The sequence below is a fragment of the Mycoplasma bradburyae genome (assembly GCF_024338845.1).
GTDB classification, from domain to species: domain Bacteria; phylum Bacillota_I; class Bacilli_A; order Mycoplasmatales; family Mycoplasmoidaceae; genus Mycoplasmoides; species Mycoplasmoides bradburyae.
In genome coordinates, this window is record NZ_CP101414.1 from 34,556 (window position 1) to 56,754 (window position 22,199).

At 29.7% G+C, this 22,199-nt stretch carries 18 protein-coding genes; 16 read left to right on the top strand and 2 right to left on the bottom strand.

What is annotated here, in order from left to right; all coding sequences use genetic code 4:
- The first annotated feature begins 53 nt into the window (after positions 1 to 53).
- On the top strand, positions 54 to 815 hold the full coding sequence (locus NMG68_RS00125) for a hypothetical protein (protein WP_255034685.1): 762 nt from the start codon (positions 54 to 56) through the stop codon (positions 813 to 815).
- A gap of 133 nt (positions 816 to 948) precedes the next feature.
- On the opposite strand, the gene NMG68_RS03915 is transcribed toward NMG68_RS00125, so the two are convergent.
- Together NMG68_RS03915 and NMG68_RS00130 are read right to left on the bottom strand one after the other, a co-directional pair.
- Positions 949 to 1,194, bottom strand: a complete 246-nt coding sequence (locus NMG68_RS03915; protein ID WP_392391119.1) for an IS3 family transposase — start codon at positions 1,192 to 1,194, stop codon at positions 949 to 951.
- Positions 1,195 to 1,849: 655 nt separating this feature from the next.
- On the bottom strand, positions 1,850 to 2,041 hold the full coding sequence (locus NMG68_RS00130) for a hypothetical protein (RefSeq protein WP_255034686.1): 192 nt from the start codon (positions 2,039 to 2,041) through the stop codon (positions 1,850 to 1,852).
- A gap of 534 nt (positions 2,042 to 2,575) precedes the next feature.
- Here NMG68_RS00130 and NMG68_RS00135 point away from each other — a divergent pair.
- From NMG68_RS00135 to NMG68_RS00205, 15 genes are all read left to right on the top strand, one after another.
- Positions 2,576 to 3,445: a hypothetical protein gene (locus NMG68_RS00135; RefSeq protein ID WP_255034687.1), complete on the top strand. Its 870-nt coding sequence runs from the start codon at positions 2,576 to 2,578 to the stop codon at positions 3,443 to 3,445.
- A 276-nt stretch (positions 3,446 to 3,721) separates the two neighbouring features.
- Positions 3,722 to 4,189 (top strand): 2-C-methyl-D-erythritol 2,4-cyclodiphosphate synthase, encoded by a 468-nt coding sequence (gene ispF, locus NMG68_RS00140; RefSeq protein ID WP_255034689.1) that lies wholly within the window; start codon positions 3,722 to 3,724, stop codon positions 4,187 to 4,189.
- 14 nt (positions 4,190 to 4,203) lie between these two features.
- On the top strand, positions 4,204 to 4,743 hold the full coding sequence (gene hpt / locus NMG68_RS00145; protein ID WP_255034690.1) for a hypoxanthine phosphoribosyltransferase: 540 nt from the start codon (positions 4,204 to 4,206) through the stop codon (positions 4,741 to 4,743).
- Between the two features lie 30 nt (positions 4,744 to 4,773).
- Positions 4,774 to 7,053, top strand: coding sequence for an ATP-dependent zinc metalloprotease FtsH (gene ftsH, locus NMG68_RS00150; RefSeq protein ID WP_255034691.1), 2,280 nt, complete (start codon positions 4,774 to 4,776; stop codon positions 7,051 to 7,053).
- A gap of 48 nt (positions 7,054 to 7,101) precedes the next feature.
- On the top strand, positions 7,102 to 7,731 hold the full coding sequence (locus NMG68_RS00155) for a DAK2 domain-containing protein (RefSeq protein ID WP_255034692.1): 630 nt from the start codon (positions 7,102 to 7,104) through the stop codon (positions 7,729 to 7,731).
- Positions 7,721 to 8,626, top strand: a complete 906-nt coding sequence (locus NMG68_RS00160; RefSeq protein WP_255034693.1) for a hypothetical protein — start codon at positions 7,721 to 7,723, stop codon at positions 8,624 to 8,626. Before NMG68_RS00155 ends, NMG68_RS00160 begins: the two co-directional genes overlap by 11 nt.
- Positions 8,627 to 8,675: 49 nt before the next feature.
- On the top strand, positions 8,676 to 8,942 hold the full coding sequence (locus tag NMG68_RS00165) for an HPr family phosphocarrier protein (protein ID WP_255034694.1): 267 nt from the start codon (positions 8,676 to 8,678) through the stop codon (positions 8,940 to 8,942).
- Positions 8,943 to 9,004: 62 nt separating this feature from the next.
- Positions 9,005 to 10,999 (top strand): transketolase-like TK C-terminal-containing protein, encoded by a 1,995-nt coding sequence (locus tag NMG68_RS00170; RefSeq protein ID WP_255034695.1) that lies wholly within the window; start codon positions 9,005 to 9,007, stop codon positions 10,997 to 10,999.
- The gene (gene secA / locus NMG68_RS00175) at positions 10,989 to 13,562 is read left to right on the top strand and encodes a preprotein translocase subunit SecA (protein WP_255034696.1); all 2,574 of its coding nucleotides are present in this window, start codon (positions 10,989 to 10,991) and stop codon (positions 13,560 to 13,562) included. The genes NMG68_RS00170 and secA overlap by 11 nt, the downstream gene beginning before the upstream one ends.
- Before the next feature lie 273 nt (positions 13,563 to 13,835).
- Complete coding sequence (locus NMG68_RS00180; RefSeq protein WP_255034697.1) at positions 13,836 to 16,304, top strand: P68 family surface lipoprotein; 2,469 nt, start codon at positions 13,836 to 13,838, stop codon at positions 16,302 to 16,304.
- 90 nt (positions 16,305 to 16,394) lie between these two features.
- Positions 16,395 to 17,222, top strand: a complete 828-nt coding sequence (locus NMG68_RS00185) for a thermonuclease family protein (protein ID WP_255034698.1) — start codon at positions 16,395 to 16,397, stop codon at positions 17,220 to 17,222.
- A gap of 69 nt (positions 17,223 to 17,291) precedes the next feature.
- Entirely contained in the window at positions 17,292 to 19,028 is a 1,737-nt protein-coding gene (locus NMG68_RS00190) for an ATP-binding cassette domain-containing protein (protein ID WP_255034699.1), read from the top strand.
- 2 nt (positions 19,029 to 19,030) lie between these two features.
- A complete protein-coding gene (locus NMG68_RS00195; protein ID WP_255034700.1) occupies positions 19,031 to 20,020 on the top strand; it encodes a carbohydrate ABC transporter permease in 990 nt (329 codons plus the stop codon).
- Positions 19,995 to 20,972 (top strand): carbohydrate ABC transporter permease, encoded by a 978-nt coding sequence (locus NMG68_RS00200; RefSeq protein WP_255034701.1) that lies wholly within the window; start codon positions 19,995 to 19,997, stop codon positions 20,970 to 20,972. The genes NMG68_RS00195 and NMG68_RS00200 overlap by 26 nt, the downstream gene beginning before the upstream one ends.
- Positions 20,973 to 21,160: 188 nt before the next feature.
- A complete protein-coding gene (locus NMG68_RS00205) occupies positions 21,161 to 22,129 on the top strand; it encodes a DHH family phosphoesterase (RefSeq protein WP_255034702.1) in 969 nt (322 codons plus the stop codon).
- Positions 22,130 to 22,199 lie beyond the last annotated feature (70 nt).

The following is a 22,199-nucleotide window of genomic DNA, read 5'->3' on the forward strand; positions in this document are numbered from 1 at the left end:
AAGTAAGTTAATATATTAATAGAAATCATATATATATATATATATATTAGGATATGAAATTATCAAAGAAAATGTTAGCAATAGGTACCCTTGCTACATTACCAATCCTTCCTATAGCTTTCAGTTCTTGTACTAACTTAAGTTCTGAAAATGATCTATTAAGAGCTAAAGTATCTGAACTAAATTCAACTATTGAAAACACTAAAACTAAATTAGATTCTTTAGAAAACGAAAACAAACAATTAGATCACAAAAATAAAACTCAAGATGTAGATGCTAAGGTTGATATGTTCAAACTTAGAGGTGAATATGCTTCTTACATAAGCTTTATTAATGATAATGTTGTAACTAAATACGATATTTTTTTTAGAAAAAATAATAATAGATATAAATACATATGAGATTTATCTAAAAATAAACTTTTAAGTTGAACATTAATAAGTAAAACCAACAATAAAGAAAGAATGGACGTCTATACGCCAGCATGATCAGTTTACAAAGGTTCGTTTGCTCAATATCTTGAAGACAGTATTAAAAGCAAAACTTTAGAAGACATTAAAAAAAACGAACCATTGTTAAGTCTTATTAAAAAAAATGACGATAAGATTTTGGAAAAGTACGATATTACCAATTTATCTTTTGTTGATATAAATTTATCTAAAATATTTACACAAAATTATTTAGAAAATAAATTTATTTCAAAAAATTCGAAAGAAGATTTATTCAAATCTTTATATATAGCTAACGATGATTTAGGTTCGTTGTTAGTTAGACTTTCAAACAAACCTGCTTCGAAACCTTCTAATGGTAAATAGTGATAATTTATGTTTATCATTAGAACTAGCATCAACGGATCATCTTTAACCATTAGACTTTAATAAAAAATACTCTAATTGTTTTTCTGAGGGACCTCAAAAACACAGACATAATGCAGCGCATCAAGTGCTGCTATTTTTGTTTAGTAATTAAATTATTTTTATCCTGAACAGTACTATTAAATCTGAGTTTGTGTTTTATTCTATCCTTATTGTAGTGTTTAATATATTTATCTATAGTTTGTTTTAGTTCTAAATAACTGTTATAGGTTCTGCCATAATAAAATTCTTGCTTGAGAATAGTGAAAAAATTCTCCATAACAGCATTATCTAAACAATTATTTTTCCAGACATACTTTAAAATCTTAGTTTTTTCAATTTATCAGAATATCTCTTCATCTGATGCGCCCAACTTAAATCTGAATGAAAGGTTCTACGATAAGGACAATCTGAAGTAATCTTAATCGCTTTGTTCAATGCGTTCATTATGTTCTATGAATAAGGTCGTTTGCTAATAGAATAACTTATAACTTTACCATTACATAAATCTATAAAAGGATCTAAATATAGTTTTTGAATGATCTTATTACCTTTCAAATCTGTTTCATAACACTTGAATTTTGTTGTATCTGTAGTTATTTTTTATAAAGAATGTCTGTTAAAAAACGTCTATTAATTCTCTTAGGCGCAATTTTTTCAATATTACCTTTATATGAATAATATTTACGACTTTTTCTACTAAAAGTTGTTGCTTATAGTTTAAGTTTTTGAACTATTCACTGAACCTTCTTTTTCTTTATTAATTCGCCCTTATTTCTTAATTCTGTACATATCCTTTTATAACTATAATCCTTATGATTAGCACGTATTTTTAGAATCTTTCGTTCTATTTCTTCATCTTTATTAGATTTATTTTCATTATCTTTTCAATAAAAATAAGCATATTTTGTTAGGCTAGAAATTTAGAGAAGATGTTTTAATTTGTGTCTTTTTTTGGAGATTGACGATGCTAAGTGCTTTTTTTCATTTTCCTTTTACAGGGCATCTTTTCTCAATCTCCTTAAGACTTTTAAATAGTATATTTCCAATCTAGTTTGATAAAGTTTTTTCTTATAGAATTCAATTACTTCTTTGTCAGACAGATCTGAAATATCTTTCTCATTTAATTCATCGATTTGATTTTCTTTTTTTGTTTTCAGATTTTTTCAAAGTGCATTTTCTAACACACCTACCTTTAAGTAATCCTTGTAGTTCTTACCTAGTAAAACGATTAACTCATTGATAAATGGTTGATAAACTAGGAATTCTATACTTTAGGGATAACTCTTGGTAGGTGGTATTTACTATTAAATATAAGTTTTGCTATATGTAGTTCTTTATCGAATGAACGGGTAATGTATTTGTTTGCTTCTTAGGTAATCTACACTTAATCTTTTGTAGATATTTATCCAGATATTTATTAACAATATCGATTTTAAGTTAAAGCTATTTGCGACTTGATGATATTTCAAATTTTGTTTTAAACATGTCTCTACTACTTTTTTCTTGAACCTGTAGCTGAATCTGGACATAAAAAATAACTTCTAAAAGTTTATTATTCGAGGTGTGGCTTTAATTGTTTTGGGGCAAAAATTTTAAAAAACTATCAAATTTTTCCTTATTTACTATTTTTTTAATATATATTTAATGTATAATTAAAGATTTGCTGTTATTAAAGTAAGTTAATATATCAATAGAAATCATATATATATATATAGGATATGAAATTATCAAAGAAAATGTTAGCAATCGGTACCCTTGCTACATTACCGATCCTTCCTATAGCTTTCAGTTCTTGTACTAACTTAAGTTCTGAAAACGATTTATTAAGAGCTAAAGTATCTGAACTAAATTCAACTATTGAAAACACTAAAACTAAATTAGATTCTTTAGAAAACGAAAACAAACAATTAGATTACAAAAATAAAGCACAAGATGTAGATGCTAAGGTTGATATGTTCAAACTTAGAGGGGAATATGCTGCTTATATCGGTTTTATTAATGATAATGTAACTAAGAAATATGATCTAATTTTTGATAAAGCTGCCAGCACTAGCCCTTCGCTTAAAAGTTTTTGAGATAATTTAAAAAATGTTCTTTTAAGTTGAAGACTAGTAAGCAAGGCTAATAATAAAGAAGAAATAACCATTTATACGCAAGCTTGAACTATAAAGAAAAATCAAAATGGAAAATATGGTCTCGCAAAATATACTAATGACGTAATAAGTGCAAAAACTTTGGATCAAATTAAAGAAGATAAAGATTTATTAAACATTCTTTTAAAATCAGAATCTATCGTAAAGAAAAAAGAGGATAATGCTGAAAAATCTGAAACCAATAAGATGGTTCAAGATGGAAGCGAAACCAAAGAAAATAAAAAAGTTGAAACTATTTTAGATAAGTATGATATTAAAAATGTATCAGCAACAAAAATTAATTTAAATGATATATTTAGTAAAAAATATTTCGAAGGTAGTTTCATTTCGCAAAACACAAAGGAAAGCTTATTTAGAGCTTTGTATGTAGCCAATGATGATTTGGGTATGTTACTATCTAAATCTATAAAAAACTTTCAACCAAAACAAAAATAAGAACATTTAGCATATTAGTTTTATATGAAGAATCAAATTTAACTAAAACTACTAAGTTATATAACTAGCATATAAATAAACTTTCGAATGTCGTTCGAAAGTTTATTTTCATATCAAAATAATCATATATATATATATATATATATATATATAATTTAATGGTGTATAAAAACATAATTAATATTTTTTAATAAAATATCTGTTTTCGCTAACCTAATAAAAGTTAGTCTTAATTTATAAATTAAAAATTATAATTATATAATTATAATAAAATTTATGGAAATAAGAATCGGTCAAGGTTTTGATAGTCACAAACTAAAAAATAAGAAAAACAACCAGATTTTTTTGGGTGGAATTCCTATTAAAGCAGACCAACAAGTAATAGCAAATTCAGATGGTGATGTAGTCATCCACGCATTAAGCGATGCTGTTTTAGGTTGCGGTGCTTTTGGTGACATCGGAATGTATTTCAATGAAAATGATCCAACTAATAAAGGTTTGGATTCTAAAACTATTTTAAACTACTGCTTAAAACTAATTAAAAAGCTTAAATTGGATTTTGTAAACATTGATTTAACAATTTTTGCTCAAGATATAAGAATTGATCCAGTTAGACTGGAAATTAAAAGTTCTTTAATGAAACTAACTGGTTGTAAACAAGTAAATGTAAAGGCTAAAAGTTACGAAGAGCCTAGAAATGAAATAGCATGTTCATGTGTTGTTTTAATGAGTAGTAATAAATAGAAAGATTGCGATATATGGCGAAATTAAACTACGAAATTGAAAAAGTTCTAATTACCAATGAACAGATAAATGAAGCTGCCATCAAAGCAGCTAAATGAATTAACGAAACCTACAAAGACGATGAAATCGTCTTAGTAGGAATCTTAAAAGGTTGCATTCCTTTTATTGGAAAAATTATCGATAAAATTGATTGTGAAGTAATCCTAGACTTTATGACATTAAGTTCATTTAAGGGAGAAACAAAATCACAAGGCGCACCTAAGATTGTAATGGACTTAGCCTATGATGTCAGGGATAAAAATGTCTTATTAGTTGAAGATATTATTGATAGTGGTAACACGATTAAGATTGTTTTAGATCTTCTAAAACAAAGAGGGGCTAAATCAGTTAAACTATTAACCTTCTTAGACAAGCCTTCAGGACGTAAGGTTGATATCAAAGCAGACTATGTTTGCTTTGAAGTTCCACACGGTTTCTTAGTAGGTTTTGGATTAGACTATAAGGATAAGTTAAGAAACTTACCCTTTGTAGGTCATATGGTTTTGAAAGATTAAAATAACATTTAAAATATATAATTATTTAATATGTCAAATACATCAAATCTTAATGAACGCTTAACAGAAAACGCCAAGCAGCCAAAAAACGTTAAATCGATTATTTGGAAAACGATAGGAATAATTATCGTTATGTCGATTCTTATCGGTTTGATTCTTTTCTATACTTTACCAAGAAATGTAATAGCTAATATTTCAAATATTAAATATTTAGATGGTAATTTAGTAGCTGCTGCAACAATTAATGGACGAAGCGGTCAGTTTATTATTGATTTAGAGAATTCTAGTTTTCAAACAAACTATACTTCAGGATTATCTTTATCTGTTAGTATCTTTTTAAGAAATACTACTAATTCTAACGGTCAATCATTCTTTATTTCAGCAATTAGACCAACTGATGCTAGCACAAATGAAACTGTATTTAATATAGCTAACCTTTCAATTAACCAAACTAGAGGTATAGCTACATTAGTGACTGAAGGTGGGTCATATAGTGCGGTATTAACTAATAATCTAACAGCATTACCTAAAGAAGGTATGATGTTCTTGCCTAGTAACTTTAATATTGATACTGCAGAGATGTCATCATACTTATCAGCTGGTCGTGTTAAAGGTATTGAAAAATTATTATCAGCAGGTAATGTTCAATTACCTGACCAAAGTGCAGCAATTCTTACTCAATTTTTAGTAAGTATTGTTCCGTTTTTAATCCTATTATTCATTTACATTTTCCTAGCTAGAAGATTTAGTAGATCAATGGGAGCTGGCGGAATTGGTGAAGAAGGTGAAAACGTTTTCACTATTGGTAAGTCTCAAGCTAAGTTAGCTAAATCTACTTACAAATTCAGTGATGTAGCTGGTATTGAAGAAGAAAAATCAGAACTTATTGAATTAGTAGATTACCTAAAAAGACCTGCTAAATATGTTCAAATGGGAGCTAGAACTCCTAGGGGGGTTGTTTTATATGGACCTCCAGGAACTGGTAAAACATTATTAGCTAAAGCAGTAGCTGGAGAAGCTGGTGTTCCTTTCTTCCAAGTAACAGGTTCAGCGTTTGAAGATATGTTAGTAGGGGTTGGTGCTAAAAGAGTAAGAAACCTATTTGCAAAAGCTAAGAAAGCTGCTCCTTGTATTATCTTTATTGATGAAATTGATTCAGTAGGTTCTAAGCGTGGTAAATATGAAATATCAGCTGGATCAGCTACTGATCAAACACTAAACCAATTACTAGCAGAGATGGATGGTTTTAGTACCAGAACCGGAATCATTGTAATGGCTGCTACTAACCGTTTAGACGTATTAGATGATGCGTTATTACGTCCAGGTAGATTTGATCGTCATATTCAAGTAAATCTTCCTGATATTAAAGAACGTGAAGCAATCTTAAAAATTCACTCTAAAAATAAAAACATTTCTTCTAAAGTTAATTTACAAGATATCGCTAGAAGAACTCCTGGATTTAGCGGTGCTCAACTTGAAAACGTTTTAAATGAAGCTACTTTATTAGCAGTTAGAGCTGATCGTACAAGTATTACGATTTCTGACATTGATGAAGCAATTGACCGTGTTATAGCTGGTCCTGCGAAAAAATCTAGAGTTATCAGTGAATTTGAAAAGAATCAAGTAGCTCACCACGAAGCAGGTCATGCTTTAGTTGGATTACACTTAAAAGGTGCTGACGAAGTTCAAAAAATTACGATTATTCCTCGTGGTCAAGCAGGTGGATACACTTTATCAACTCCTAAAAATGCTGAACTTAATCTGAAGAAAAAAACTGATTTATTAAATATGATCGCTGGTGCTTTAGGTGGTCGAGCTTCAGAAGAATACTTCTTTGGTAAAGATGCTATATCAACTGGTGCTTCTAATGACTTCTATAAAGCTACTAATATCGCTAAATCAATGGTTACTCAGTTGGGTATGTCGGAATTAGGTATTACTCAATTCTTACCTTCTGAAGGTGGTGTTAATCCTAATGCTAAATATTATTCAGAAGATACTGCTAGAAGAATTGATGGTGAAATTTCTAAGATTCTTGAAAATCAATATAAAGTTGCTTATGAAATCATTAAGAACAACGAACAAGAACTTAAGTTAATTGTTGAGGCTTTATTACTTCAAGAAACTATCGTTAAGAACGATATTGATTATATTCATGAGCATTTAAAATTACCTGAAGCAATTCTTAAAATAAAAGCAGAACAAGAAAAAGCTGATAAACCTAAAGAAGAATCTAAAGAAGATTCAGATAACAAACCAACCGATTCTGATTCACAAAAAGAACCAGAACCACAACCAAAAGCGGAATAAAAAATTTAAACAGATTAGCTTAACTAATCTGTTTTTTGTATTTAATAGATGAAAATGGAAACTACTCCTCATTTTATTAACGTATTGATTCGTGTTATTGATAATTTTACATACTCTGAACAATTCTTAAATCTAATTGATAAAAAAGGGTCAAATGGTAATTTTGGTTATTCATTAACTCCGTTTATCAATAAGATATCTAGATTTGCTAACCAAGAAGATAACAATACCGATCTATACGAATCATTGATTATTATTTCGACATATATTAAAGAATCAATTAAAACCACTTTGGGTGATATCTTATATGATTTAACATATCAAGCGGCTAGTTATATTAAAACTGTTAAACTAACAAGGGATAATGTTATTGAATGTTTTTATCGTTCTTTACTTGATTGTAAAAATAAGTATAAACTAAAGATTGGAAGTAAAAGTTTTTTTGATATCTTATACCCAGTTTTAAAATATCTTTATAGCAATAAAAATCGACCAACAAAAGAATTGATGTATGAGATTAAAATGATCTTAAACGAGAATTTTAATAAGTCATTATTATTAAAATCTAAAGTTGGTAGAGCCTCTTATCATGGAAAACGATCAATTGGTATGTATGATCCAGGAACTGTTTTTATTTACTTGGTGCTTGAAGGAGTAATTAAAATTTATGGTACCTAAAATTTTAAATCCTAAGCTTAAAAGAATTATTCTTTATATCTGTTGGTTTTTATTAGTAACACCATTAATATCAACTTATTTCTTGTTAAATTATAAGTATGTGTTAATAGCTATGTATGTAATATGCTATATTTTGAGTTTTATTATCTACTTAGTTCATTACATATTACATATCAAAGCTCGAGATAAATTAAATAGCGAGTATTCATTTAGCGCGATAGCTACTGGGCTCAAAAAAACAAAAAAACTTAAAATTAAAAAAACGTCAGATGATTTTATAAATAAACAAACGATTAAATCGATAATTAAATCATCAGATGATGGGATTGAAAACCTTGATAAAAAATTTGATCAAAAGGATTTTTATCAAGAATATGATTTAACAAATGAAAACAATGAAGAAATAAAAATATCTTGCTTGGAATTCTGTAAACCTAAGAGATCTTTAAACTATCCTTATAATTATGATTGTTACTACTGAATAGAACTAAAAAATTTATCAGAAGACGATTTTGTTCTTCTTAATAACAAAGAAACAAACGCCCTTGGTTTTACTAAATATTTAACTAATAATTTACATAAAGAACAAAAAGAAAAATTCTTTTTGTATTGCAAGAATAATAACTTCGATTTAAACAAAATTTTTAAAGATCAAATCCTTAATGATTTGCTTTTTAAAAAAGAAACTATGAATGTTAACTTAGTTAATAAAAACCAAAAAACATTTTTATTATTAAGAATGAGCTTTAATTTGTTTAATCTTTATTATGGTTCGGATTATACGAATGAGCTTATTTATAATGAATTAGTTATTCAACGAATTGAGAACATAAAAATGGTTTCTGACCTATTATATTCTCTTAGAGAATGTTTTAATGATTTAGCAAATAATTAATAATTACTTATAATTAATATAAGGTCTAAAATAAGGATATATCAAAACTATGAAAAGCTTTAAAGCAACTATTATTGATCCATTCGGATTACACGTAAGAACAGCAACTGTTCTTTCTTCTAAGATGGCTAACTACAAATCTAAAGTTATGCTTAAGATTACTGGAGGAGCTACTGCTGATGTTAAGTCTATTATTAATTTAATGTCTTTAGCAATCAAGCAAAACACTCCAATTGAAATCACTGTTGAAGGTGAAGATGAAGAAGCAGCGATTGCTGAACTTGAAAAAGTTTTAAAAGAAAACAAACTAATTTAATTTAGTTTTATTTAATTTTTTTACATAGATTGATTGAGATAGTGATCAATCTTATTTTTAATATGAACATACAACAACAATCGATAAACACAATTCGCGTTCTTGGAATTGAGATGATTAACAATGCCAAATCTGGACACCCTGGTATTGTGATGTCAGCAGCTCCTATGATGTATGCTTTATTCCATGATCACTTAAACTATGATATAGCTGATCTTAATTATGTTAATCGCGATCGTTTTATTTTAAGTGCTGGTCATGGAAGTGCTCTATTATATGCAACAATGTATGTTGCTGGATATAAGTCGTTAAATTCAAAAGATTTAAAGAATTTTAGAAAGTTCTCTTCTAAAACTCCTGGGCACCCAGAATCAACAATGTTAGATGGTGTTGATTTCGGGACAGGTCCTTTAGGTCAGGGAGCGGCTACTTCAGTTGGTTTTGCGATGGCTGAAGCTAACCTTAATGCTAGATTTAACAATATTATTGACCATTACACTTACTGCTTAATTGGTGATGGCGATATGCAAGAAGGAGTTTGTCAAGAAGCGCTAGCAGTAGCAGGTAGATATCAACTTAACAAATTAATTTGATTATATGATTCTAACGATGTTCAATTAGACGGTAGAGTTAGTAATTCAACTAATTTTGATGTTGAGATGCTTGTTAAATCATATAAATGAAATTACATCTTAGTTAAAGATGGTAATGATTATGAAGCCATTTCTCAAGCGATAAGTCAAGCTAAGAAATCTGACAGACCAACTTTTATTGAAGTTAAAACTAAATTGGGTTATGCGAGTTCTGTAGAAGATTCTAACAAAGCTCACGGATCACCATTTAGTGGTGATGAAATCAAAAAGATTCGAGCTAAATTTGATTATAAAAACAAACCTTTTACAGTTTCTTCAGAAGTTAAAGAACACTTTGAATCCGCGATTAACCGTGGTAAAGAACATTCTAAAGCATTCATTGAACGTTTGGGTGTAGCAAGCCTTGAGTTACGTGAAAAATTCATTAGCCAAGTAGAAGATGAGAAAATTATCTTTGAAGAAAGTTGAATAAATGAATTCAATGTCGATTGCTATGATTCGACTAGAAATCTTTTTGGAAAATTCTTTAAGAAATTAACCGAAGTAAATGACAATATTTTAGTAGTCAATTGTGATCTATCAGGTTCTACTAAAGTTGTAACCCATAATAACAAACGATTTGATATTAATAGTTACGATCAACAACTAATTGATGTTGGGGTAAGAGAATTCTTAGCTGGTTGTATTGTTAATGGAATTACTGCTCATAAAGGTCTTAAAGCTGTATGTTCAACCTTTATGGCTTTTAGTGATTACAATAAGCCAGCAATCAGACTTGGAGCTATTAATTCTTTAAGTTCTTTATATGTGTTTTCACATGACTCATTCAATGTTGGTGAAGACGGTCCAACTCACCAACCTATTGAGCAACTATCATCTTTAAGATTAATACCTGAAGTATTGGTTTATCGTCCTGCTAACTTTTATGAGTTATACACTGCGCTTAAAACTGCGTTTGATAAAGATAATAACAAACCAATTGTTATCTCGACTTCTAGAAGTGAATTTAATCAATATAAAGTTGATCCTGAAGAATTTGACCAAGGTTATTACTACCTTAACAAAACAAAGAGTCCTAAACTTAGATTAATAGCAACAGGATCAGATACTGATACAGCTATGAAATTAGCTAAGATCTTCAAAAAAGAAAAAATTGAAATCGATGTAATATCGGTTCCATCTGTTAAGAAGTTAAAAGATAAACTGGCTGATTTTGATACTTTACAAGAGTTCAAAAAATGTAAGAACATTGTTATTGAATCTGGTGTAAGTAATATTTGATTTGAGTTTGTTAATTTAGTAATTGGTGTTAATGATTTCGGGATGTCAGGAAATCCAAATGAAGTGGCTACTTACTTCAGTATGGATCTAGAATCATTAGTAAAATCAGTATCTACCATACTAAATCTGAAAAAAGTATACACACAAGAAGAAATTGAAGAATTAATAAAAAATGCTAATTAATTGATTTAAATTAATTTCACCAAAAAATAGAATCCTAAAAAGAGCTACAATAGCTGCTAAACAAGTAGATTTACTTAAAGACGAAATGCGCGCTTTAAGTGATGAACAGTTATTTGCTAAAACAGATTATTTTATCAACGAGCTTACTAACAATAACAAGACTACTGATGATATTTTAGTAGAAGCTTTTGCTGTTATTCGTGAAGCGATCTATCGTGAAACTGGTAATTTTGCTTACTTGGTGCAATTAATCGGTGCTTATGTAGTTCACCAAGGTGATTTCAGTGAAATGATGACCGGGGAAGGTAAAACCCTTACTCTAGTATTAGCAGCATACCTAAATATGCTTGAGAAAAAAGGTGTTCATATTGTTACGGTTAATGAATACTTAGCTGAACGTGATGCTGAACAAGCTGCTAAGATTTTCAAACGTTTAAATCTTACAGTAGGTTGTAACAAAGCTAATTTAGCTCCTCATCTTAAAAAAGAGGCATTCGACTGCGATCTAACTTATACAACTAACTCAGAACTAGGGTTTGATTACTTAAGAGACAACATGGTAAGAAACTACAAGGATAAAAAAATCCGTGGGTTACACTTTGCCATTGTCGATGAAGGTGACTCAATTCTTATTGATGAAGCAAGAACACCATTAATCATCTCAGGTCAACCTAAGAAGGATTTTAAGCTTTATTTTGAAGCTGATAAATTTGTAGAAAAACTTACAGATGAAGATTTCAAAATCGATCAAGAATCTCGCAGTCCTTCATTAACTGAAAAAGGGATTGATAAAGCTGAAAAACACTTTAAGTTAAAAAACCTTTTTGATCTTGAGAATTCTGATTTATTCCATAAGATTGGTAACGCACTAACTGCTAGAAAAATCTTTGAAAACGGAAAAGAATACATTGTAAGAGAAGATAAGATTCTTATTGTTGACCACTTTACAGGAAGAATCTTAGAAGGTCGTAGTTACAACGGCGGCTTACACCAAGCAGTACAAGCTAAAGAACGGGTTCCGATTGAACCAGAAAACATTGTTGTGGCAACCGTTACTTACCAATCGTTCTTTAGACTTTATAAAAAGTTAGCGGCTGTTTCAGGGACTGCTTTAACTGAATCTGAAGAATTCTTGAAAATTTACAACATGGTAGTTGTGCCAGTTCCTACGAACCGTCCAGTAATTAGAAAAGATCACCCAGACTATATGTTTGGTAATCTTAAGACTAAATGAGAAGCGGTAGTTAATGAAATTGAAAAGATCCATAAAAAAGGCCAACCGATTCTTGTTGGTACAGGAAGTGTAGAAGATTCCGAATTGCTTCACCAAATGTTAAATGAAAAAAACATTATGCACGAAGTGCTTAATGCTAAAAACCACGCAAGGGAAGCGCAAATTGTAGCTAAAGCTGGTGAAGTAGGTTCTGTTACAATTTCAACTAATATGGCAGGTCGTGGTACTGACATTAAATTAGGTCAAGGTGCTAAAGAACTTGGTGGATTGTATGTAATTGGTACAGAACGTCATGAATCAAGACGTATTGATAACCAATTACGTGGTCGTAGTGGTCGTCAAGGTGACGTTGGTGAAAGTCGTTTCTTCATTAGTTTTGCTGATCCATTGTTCAAACGCTTTGCGCAAGATCGCATTATCAAAGCTCAAGAAAAACTTGCTTCAGATTACTTCGATTCTAAATTCTTTTCAAGATTCTTATCGATGACGCAAAAGAAAGTTGAATCTGTAAACTTTGATATGCGTAAAAACCTTATTGATTACGACCATGTATTAGCCAATCAACGTGAATTAATCTATAAACAACGCGATAAGATTTTAATTGCGAATGATTTAACCGAAGTAATTGATAAGATGGCACAAAACTTCGTAGAAGGTTTTGTTGATACATTCAAAGATCAAGCTAACCAAACAATGGTAAACCCTGTTGAGTTAGCATTAGCTGTTCAAAAACAATTAATTCAAGACGAAGAAGTATCTGCTTCAGTGTTTTATAACCAAACATTAACAGCGGCTAAAGAAACATTATTAAAGCTGCTAAAAGAAGCGATCACTAAAAAAATTAATGTGATGACTCCTGTTATTGCTAATAATGTCTTTAAAGATATCATCATTCAACAAATTGATGATGCTTGAATTCATCACCTTGATCAGATGAATAAATTGCGTGAAGGTGTATCATTACGTTCTTTAGAACAAACTTCTCCGCTTAACATTTATGTTGAAGAGGGTAAAAAACTGTTTGACTCAATGTTAAACAACATTGCTAAGTCAGTAATTCTAGCTGTATGTTCGATTGTTAATCCTACAAGAAATGTTGATATCAACACAGAACAAGAACAACGCAAATTAGATGCTATTAAACGTCTTGAAGAAATCAAGAAGCTTGAAGAATTAAAACGCCAAGGTGTTGATACAAATATTGTTGTTCAAGTAGCTGATTCAGATGGTAATATTGTTGAAAAAGAAATTAGTGCTGATAATCTAATAGAACTTGTTGATCAACAAGAAAATGATAAAAACAACAAATCTAACACTCCTAATAACTAAATAAAAAAATTTTTCAACCCCAAAACATAAGATAAAAATAACCTAGCACGATTTGTTGCTAGGTTATTTATTCTTATTAGTTAGTTATATGATATATCAGTAGATAAAACCTTAATTTACTTCTTATTAAATATATATCATAAAACTGATAATTATTTAAAGAAAATTCTAAAAAATTTAACTTGCGTTTTGTCCATAAAAGGATGGCTAAATTTTTTATGTTGATATTACGATTAAAATCAATATAATGTAGCGTATATAAATAGAATAAATATGAAAAGAAAAGTTTTTAAGAAAATGGTAGGTGCATTAGGGTTATTTGCTAGTGCTTCTATTGTTGCAGCTAGTTGTTTTAATTCAACAAAGACACTTGGTTTCGACCAAAATGATGATGGAAAAATAGTATTGGCAAATACATATTCTTCAACTAGTCCAATCGCCAAGGCGCTAGAAGAAATTGTAGATCAATACAACAAACAAAAACCTCAAGGAGATTATCCTGTTGAATTATTCTCAATTGCTGGAGGATATGGTGGCGGTGATGAAAGTGTTAATACGAAACTTGCTTCTAAAGACAAAACTCAATTCTTTAACTTAATATTTAACTATCCAAATGTTACAGCTCAACTTGTTCGTCACGGTCAAGCTTTAAAGCTTAACAAAGGTGAACAAGCAGTGGACGCTTCTATTTTTTCTGATAAATTCTTAGAAGAAAACTACAGTATCCCTGGTAACGATGATAGATCTATTTACTCTTTACCTTTAACAAGATCAACTGAAGTATTAGTTATTAATGCTCCAGTTGTTTATCAATTATTAAGTCAGGCGAAAGCTATGGGTGACTTAACGATAGCTGATAATCCTGAAACTAAAGCTTTATGAGATAGCTGAAAAGAAAAAGCTAAAATCAACTTAGGTTCTTCATCTAAAACTATGATGAAAGAAATGAAGAAAACTATGGAAAAAGCTCCTGAAGCTAGCGGTAATATGGGAGCTGGTATGGCTTCTGGCGGTAATAATGCGCAAAGTGGAGCATCATCTGGTGCTGCTGGAACAGGTGCTTCTACTGGATCACAAAGTGGATCTAGTTCTACTGGAGGAAGTCAAGGCGCTTCAGGTTCTGCTGGTACAGGTGTAACTGCACGTTCAGCTAATCTTAGAGATGATTCAACTATGATGACTCAAACTCCTCCAGCTGCTGGCACTGAAACCTCAACTGAACAACCAGCTGCAACTGAAATAGTTTCATCTGACTACATCAAAAAACTTTGAGGTGATTACCAATCAGTTGAAGGTGGTTTAAAAGGTTATACCTTAGATGCTAATGTTTTTAATACTACTAAAGGATTAATTGACCTATCTGTAAGAATCGCTAAATCATATAGCACTAAACTTAAAGCGCCTAATGATAGACAACAAATCGATCCTCAAGCGGTTTTAGGTATCGACTCACCAAGTAACTTCTTATACACTAACAGTTTTTCTCAAGTTAATGGTAATTGAAATGAATTCCTTGTTAGAAAATCTTCTAACGGTAAAACTTATGATTTCAATGCTTTATTAAATAATGATAATAATAGAGCTGCACCATTAATGAATACATTTAATGCTGTTAAACCTTTAATTGATGCTAATGGTTTATTCTTAAACAACGGTGGTAACTATTCATCTAACTGAGAAAAATTCCACCAATTAGCATTCTTCCTAGGATCTACTTCTGGATATTACCAAAGTTTCGTAGATGATAAAGAAGGTAGCAACTTAGTGTTTAAAAATGTTGATATGAAAGTTGCTTCGTATGAATTCCCTAGATTCACAAGTGATTTATATGCTCCTACTAAAACTGAATATGATCAAGGAGCTATTGGTGCATTTAACAATAGAGGAAAACGTTATGTTATCTATAAGAAGGAAAGCTTAACAGAAGAATTGAAGAAAGTTGAAACTAATAAAGCTATTCCAGATGAAATGAATAGAGCCACTGCTGAAACGGCTTTATCTAATAGATTAAAAACTATTGAATCATCTCTTGCAACTATGGATAACCAAGCTACTATTCAAATCGGATGAATCGGTACAGGATTTGATTTAGATAAATTTAATAGCACTGTTAAACCTAAAATTCACCAACTTGGTAATCTTTATGATAAAAAATATAAAGCAGCCTTCGTATTAGATACTGATGCTGAAAAGAAGATTGTACCTACAGAACAAAGCTTGCAAGCTAAAGAAGCTGATATCAGAATTGCTCCTAAGAAATTCGATCAAGCTAACACTAAAGAGATTGTTATGACTCAAGGTGCTAGTTTAATCGGTATCCATGCAAACGAAAAAGAAGATATCCAAACCAAGAAATTTATTAATTGATTGATTAAGACTGGTAACATTAATGTTCCTGCTGTAATGAAAAAAGGTAAAGTTGAAACTCCAGCATTTACCGGAACACCATTAAACTTCATAGTTGATCGAGCTTCGTATATATTACCTACAAATGAATTCTTAAATAATCCTAATGTTAAGGATAATAAGACAGAATATCAAAAAATAGCAATTGATGCATTTAAGTCAATTCAATCAGACAATAATTACGTTCCTTATAACGATGTTCCTGATTTTAGAAGTGGTACTTTTAGAAAAACTATAGATAGTACTTTAGTATCAGCTAACTCAACAAAAGCTGATTTCGCTAAATTCTTTGATAATCTTAAAAAAGCTTCTCCAGATATCGTTAAACGAAACTAAAACACTACAAAATAACTAAATAATCTAAAATATTTTAGTTATTTTGTTTTTTTATATTCATAAAATATGAGATTCAATAAAATACTGATAATGAGTGGGCTGTTAGGAATTATGGCTCCTATCGTTAGTTCTTGTAATAATGGTAATAATATTAATATCGTTTCTAATAATAGCTCTAACGATCCTACTGATAGCCTTACTTATTGAGATGATTTATATAAGCAATATGGGGTTACCAAGTTTAGTGATGAACAAGTTAGTAAGAACTTAAAAAAAGCTAAACTTCTTAAATGAAGGGACGGAGATACACCTGAAATTCAATTCTATGAGAATAATGATTCTGAAGAATTAACTGATCAGATTAATGCGATAAGAATTGAAAGTATTGATACCCCAGAAAAAACTAAAGTTAATCAAGAAAAAGAACGTGTTCCTTCAGATGAACCTGAATTAACATATGCTAAGAAGGCGACAGAATTAGCTCAAAAAACGATACCAGAAGGTAATGATGTTTATTTCTGATATGCTAATGCAAAAAGCTATGACCGTTTAGTGGGTACAATTTATTACGACTTCAATAAAGAAAATAAAACAGCAATTAGCTTCAGTACAACAATGGTGCTAAATGGTCTAGCAATTCCCATTATTAAATCGCCTACTGATTTGCTTGATACTAGTTCTGAGTTATATGTGGCTACTAAGCCAGTGGCTATTGCTGCCAACATCGCAATTCTTAATAAAAGAAATATTTGATCGGCTGATAATAACTTAAGCAAATCAATTGAAACTATTTATAAAGTTAGAGGAGCTGATACTAGTTGAGTGAGTTTTCTAAATCCTAAATCGAATAACTACAAGATTTACGCTAAAAAAGGTGATGAAAATTACGCTCAAAGCGTATGAAACTTCCTTGAATAAATTAAACACATCAGCTATAAAATATTATTTTAATTAATAATAAACAAGTCATAAAACTATTAAGGCAAAATGGAACAATCTAAATCTACATTAGAAATACAGATTGATAATTATCAACACAAATTAGAAGAATATTCAAAACATAAAAACGAAACACCGGCAATCGTTATTAACAATTTAGTAGTTGATTTTGGTGAGACGTTAGCTTTGGATAACATTTCATTTGAAATCAAAAAAGGTAAATTAGTTACCTTTTTAGGGCCATCTGGTTGTGGTAAGACTACAACATTAAATGCGATTGCTGGGTTATTAACACCAACCAGTGGAGAGATATACTTCTCAGGCATTGATGTTACCGATAAAAGTCCTAAAGATCGTAAATTAGGATTAGTGTTTCAAAACTATGCGCTATATCCTCATTTAACGGTTTATGAAAATATTGCGTTTCCGCTTTATAACGATGAGTCATGAAAAAAGAAAGCTATTTTCAAATCGATGATGGGACAAACTAGGGCTGATAGCATCGTATTGAAATCTAATGGGGCAACAGTTGATGAAATTGATACTTTAATGAAATCAGCTGAGAACTGTTATTATATTCCAATTCAAATGCGAATTGATTATGATAACAAGGAAATTAATTTGAATAGAAAACTTAAGGAATTAAATTCGATTCAAAAATTACTTCCAGTAAAACAACATATTGAGATCTCGCGATTATCTAAAGATGTCTTTGAAAAATTAAAACAAGCTAAGAAAACTAATGATAAACAGTTACAAAATAAATTAAAAGAAGAATACAAAAAAACTGTAATTGAAATCAAACAAAGATACAGAGAATTAATTAATACAAACAAACAAGAAATATCTCAAGAAAAACAACGAGTTAAAGCTTCTTTAGAATTTAATGAAGTTAAGAATTTAAAAGCTCAAATGCGCAGAATTGACCGTGAATTATTAACAAAATTCAAAGCAGTTAAAGAGAATTTAATTCAAAAATATTCGTTAAATATTGATAAATTAAGTGAATCCGAAAAAGCTGAATACGAACTAAATAAAAAACAAAATATTTCATTAAAAGAAGCGATCAATCAAGCGGTTTTAGAAGTTGCTAATCGTGTAGAAATCACGAAGAATTTAGCAAAATTACCAACTAAACTTTCGGGTGGTCAACAACAACGTGTAGCGATCGCTAGAAGTATTGTAAGACATCCTAAAATTTTATTAATGGATGAACCTTTATCTAACTTAGATGCTAAACTAAGAGTTCAAACAAGACAATGAATTAGATCGATTCAATCTGATCTAAATATAACAACAATTTTTGTAACCCATGACCAAGAAGAAGCAATGTCAATTTCGGATGAAATTGTATGTATGTCTAATGGTTTAATCCAACAAATCGGAACCCCGAATGAGTTATTTAATAAACCTAAGAATGAATTTGTTGCTAAATTCTTAGGTTTACCTGAAATGAATATTTTGACATGTTCAATTAAGGATAAAAAGATTTTCTTTATGAAAGAAAATCAAATAGCTTTATCTAACTTAGATAAAGATTATGACGAAATCCGTGTTGGTTTTAGGGATGATAATGTGATTATTAAACCTGATGGAATTAATAAAGGGATAATAGAACAGATTGAAAACTTAGGTAAGATAAGCATTGCTAAATGTCGTTTTTACGATCAAATAATTAATATCAAACTTGATAAACATGATTACCAATTAGGTGATCAAATTAATTTTGATATTGACACCAATAAGTTACATTACTTTGATGCTAAAACAACAAACAGGATCTAATTATGTTTTTTAATTGACTATTAAAAAGAAGACAAAAAGCAAAAAGGACAGAGTTAGGAATCTTAGATAAAAAGGTTTCGGTATGAATTCCATTATCGTTATTATTCCCGAGTTTTATCGCTATTTTCTTATTTACGATATTGCCATTTTTAATGGTGATAGAAAAAGCTTTCAAGCCGTTAGCAGATATATCTGATCTTAGTTCTGAAAGTTTTGGTTTCGGAAACTTTGTATCCTTATTTGAAAGCAAGCCTTTTGTTATCGGTTTAAGAAATTCTTTCTTATACTCAATAATTTCTTTGCCGCTTAGTTTAATAATATCTTTAATTATTTCATCGGCAATTGTATTTGTTTATAACAAGATAGCTAGAGGATTTTGGCAAACAATTTTCTTCTTACCTTATGTAACTTCATCAGTTGCTATTTCAATCGCATTCATATACATCCTAGATTCATCTACTGGTGTTTTAAACTCAATTATTGGCAAGAATATTCCTTGATTATCATCAGGCGAAATTGATGGATATAAAGCTTTAGTAGGGATTTTAATTTATGGCGTTTGAAGAAATCTAGCTTTCAATGTTTTGATTTTATCAACTGCTATGTTATCTGTTGATAAAACATTATATAAGGCAGCAGCAATTGACAGCGCGACACCAATTAAACAGTTTTTTAAAATTACTCTTCCTTCTATTAAGAAAACAATAAGTTTTTTATTAACTATAGGAATTTTAGGAGGATTACAAGTCTTTCCATTAGCAATTTTCTCAAACAATCCAGATGCTGCTACTGCTAATGGTGCATCAACTGTTCTAATATTTATTTTTAAAAATATTAGATCAGCAGACTATGGTCTTGCTGGTGCTGCTACTCTTGTGTTGTTTGTTATTGGTGCATTGTATGGAGCGTTTTTACGTAATTCAGTTAATTTATTCGAAGCAATTATTTTAAAGGTGAAAATTAGAAATGTTCGCATTAAAGCTAAAATTTAAAAACTGGATTTCTAAAATTAAGATTAATAAAAACTATGAAAGAGTTAGTTTAGAAATTAAAGATACTAGTTGGAAAACAATTATCTTAGGTTTTTTATTCAAATCGTTAATTTTGTTATTCTTTGGTTTAATTATTATTTTTCCGTTTTATTTCATGCTAGTAGTAGCGCTAGCTCCGGATAAACAAGTATTAGATCAACGAAAACCGATTTTATGACCTGATTCTTTTAATTTTAATAATTTTGCTAGAGTATTGAATGAAGGTGGTTATTGATCAGCATTGTTTGTAACAGCTTTTATTACAGCGTTATCAGTAATCCTTAGATTATTCTTTACAATGACTTTTGGATATGCTTTTTCTTTAAGAAATTGAAAATTCAAAAAAGTAGTTTGATTATTTTATTTATCAATCTTGATTCTTCCAGAATCAGCTCTACTAATTGGTCAATTCAGAACAATTACATTACTAGAATGAAATGATCGTGCTGATCCTAAGATTTTAATATCATTAGTAACACCTTATGTTGCTTCAATTTTTTCGGGATATATGTTTAAAAATGCTTTTGAAGCAATTCCTGGAAGAATAAAAGAATCAGCACTAATTGATGGTTGTGGTGGTGCAAAATTCTTTTTCAAAGTAGCAATCCCTTTAGTAAAACCGACAATATGAACTGTAACGATTTTAACATCGTTTGCGGCGTGAAATTCTTATCTATGACCATTGTTATTACTAGATAGTCAATCGAAATTTTTTAATGTGATTAACTTATGAGTAATTCGTCAAGGAATTGATCCTAATAGCGATCCTGATGGTCAGATTATCATCTTATCCAATTTAAGAATGGCAGCTACAATTTTAGCTATTGTTCCAATGTTCATTGTTTATTTCATTTTTAGAAAACAAATTATTAACGCTGTAGGTAAGCGTGGTAATAGTACTATTAAAGGGTAATTTTATATGAAGAAAAAAATCTTAAATTTTTGAAAACAAGGCACATCCAAGATTAAGCTTTTGTTATTAATAATTACTTTTTTAGTAGGTATTCTATTTGTTGGATTATGTGTTTATGGTGCTGTGTATATAATAATTTCAGCGCTCCAAAATGGAACTTTTTGATAATAAATTTATAGGTAAAAAATATGATTAAAGGTAATATAGAACAAGCAGTAAAAATTATTGAAAAATACGAACATATTGTTATTTTTCACCATATTAGACCAGATGGAGATTGTTTAGGATCTCAATTTGGTTTAAAAGAATTAATTCAAACAAATTATCCTGATAAAACTGTAAAAGCAGTTGGTGATAAAAAAGATAGTTTTCCTTTTTTAGAAATGAATCACGATAATATTAATGCAGAATGATTTAATGATAAAAAAGTTTTAGGAATTGTTGTTGATGCTAACTTCAAAGATCGTATCGAATCAAGACAATTATTAGATGACAATCTTTTTGATGCTGTATTAAGAATTGACCACCATCCAAATGAAGATGATTTAGATGCTAAAGCATTCTTTGTTGATTCTAGTTATATTGCTGCAGCTGAACAGGTAGCTGATATAGCATACACCGCTAAATGAAAAGTAACGCCTAAAGCAGCAGGATATTTATATTTAGGGATTTATACTGACTCTGGTAGATTTTTATTCAAGAACACTTCTGCTAGAACATATCGTTTAGCTGGTTTTCTAGCAGACGCTCAAGCCGATATCTTTTATATCAATCAAAATCTGACAAAAGTTACGCTTAAAGATATGAAATTTCAACAATATGTTTATGCTAACTATCAAACAAAAGATGATGTAATTTATTTTGTATGTTCTAAAGAAATTCAAAAAGAACTTAATAGAACATCGCAAGAATGTGCTAGAGTGAATATGTTAGCTAACATTGAAAACTTTAGAGTTTGATTATTCTTTATTGAAGAAGATGATCAAAAATGAAGAATAGAATTTAGATCTAATGGACCTTCAGTGAGAACAGTAGCTGTTAAATGAGGTGGAGGAGGTCACGAAATGGCTTCTGGAGCTATCATTGAAGGTAAAGAAAATATCGAAAAAGTTGTTAATGATTGTTCGGATCAAATAAAAGAATTTTTAGTTAAATAAAACAAATGATAAGCGTTTTGCTTATCATTTTTATTTACTTAATTTACGTAAAAATAACGGTAATTTATAA